At 39.9% G+C, this 1591-nt stretch carries 1 protein-coding gene; it reads right to left on the bottom strand.

The window, feature by feature from the left end:
* Nucleotides 1-1417: DUF4158 domain-containing protein (locus tag Q0212_RS14270; RefSeq protein ID WP_297926685.1), on the bottom strand; the 1417-nt coding region annotated here is incomplete at its 3' end.
* Nucleotides 1418-1591: the final 174 nt, after the last annotated feature.

Raw genomic sequence — 1591 nt, 5'->3', positions numbered from 1 at the left:
CGCGTAAAGCATGTAACACGCTGATTTCATAGTTAATACGGTTAATACGTGTCGTACCATCTTTTTGTTTTTCAATGACGGTATCTAACCATTTGGGTTTGATAATACCTTGAGTGGGAATGTCAGTGCTGTCATTAAAATATATGCCACGTTGTTGTTGATTAATTTTTAAGTAGTGCAAGGCATCAATGACGGGACGGTATTGATTGTTACAATGAAATTCTAGTGTATTTAATAAGGGAGTAATCATACGCCTATAGTGATTGCCATAGGAGCGGCGTACGATGTGATGCACGTCATTTTGTTCAGATTTGGTTTTGTTTTTAAATTCAATGACAACGCTTTTTAAGGTCTCTAAGCCTACGGTAGGGTATAGTACCTCTTGAATAATGCCTTTGGGCTGTTCAATCGCAACTTCTGCTAATTTAAACAATACTCGGTTTTTACCTCGTACTTGTCTAAATTGTTCAAACAGATGTTTGTCTATTTTATTTTCAGCACGTTTACCAGTGTTGTGCGTAATTTGAATCAGTAGCGCAATCAAATCATCGGTAATATCTTGTTGCCGCTGCCAGCAAAAAGCAGCCATCAAAGAATAACGAATGTCTTCAGGATGACGGCGTAACTCCCAATTTGATTCAGTCAGCGCACGACGATGATATTTATGCAGCCATTTTAGAGGGATATTCTTCATGGATTCAGCACACAACGATATTTGTTTTAAACAGTTGAGCCGCTCAATCGCTTGTAAAATATTTTGAAGGTTGGCATTACCTGATTGTCCTTTTAACCATGAGAAACGCTGAGTGGCTTTATCAACGTTTGGTGTCATGTCATCTAGTCCTTCTTCATGAGAAGAACTCAGTAAGTGGTCAATGGCTGTTTTGGTATCTGGCTTTATTCCTTGCATTATCTGCTTCTGTAAGCAGGATTCAAAAGCGGAACATGTGCTATTAATCAGGCGTTGGATTTGTTTGAGTGTGGGTGGGGCAATTTGACGTTGTTTAAACCATGTGAGAAAAAAAGCTTGCAATGCCTCCGCAGAGGGATTGCTCGGCAGTAGTTCTACGCTGATAGCTTTTTTTACATCCTGTAGGTCTTGCTGAGTCGTGCGGCGAATACCCAACTGTTGCAATATTTCAGCTCTGTCGCGTTTAGCTGTTCGACCATTGAGTGAGTAATCGCTTAAATCACAACGAGGCACATCTATTTGCTTGGCCAAATAGGCTAAGACGACTCGAGGAATCTCATCAAAATGTTCAGGAAACCGACCTTCGTTTTGAAAATATTTGAGTAACACAGCAAAGCCTAAACGGCCATGTGTTGTTTTTTTATAAAGAAGTTCCCGTTCTTCGTTGGTTAAAAACCAATGGATATCTAAACCTTCATCACGCCATTCCCATACCAATTTAAACATCCTTTACCGTTTGATTTTTAGATGGTCATGATACTATCATTGGATAATCTATTTTGGTAGCATGAGTTTTACCTGTTTTCCATCCAAGATGGCACTTTTTACACGAACGTGGTAACTACCCCTGATTGTGGCGCACGTCGAACAAAGAAAGGGCAGCATACTCTTGTGTATCGC

The organism is uncultured Agitococcus sp. (assembly GCF_937920075.1).
Taxonomy (GTDB): Bacteria; Pseudomonadota; Gammaproteobacteria; order Pseudomonadales; family Moraxellaceae; genus Agitococcus.
The sequence above is the reverse complement of the archived record's forward strand: the minus strand, read 5'-3'. Positions and strand labels throughout refer to the sequence as shown.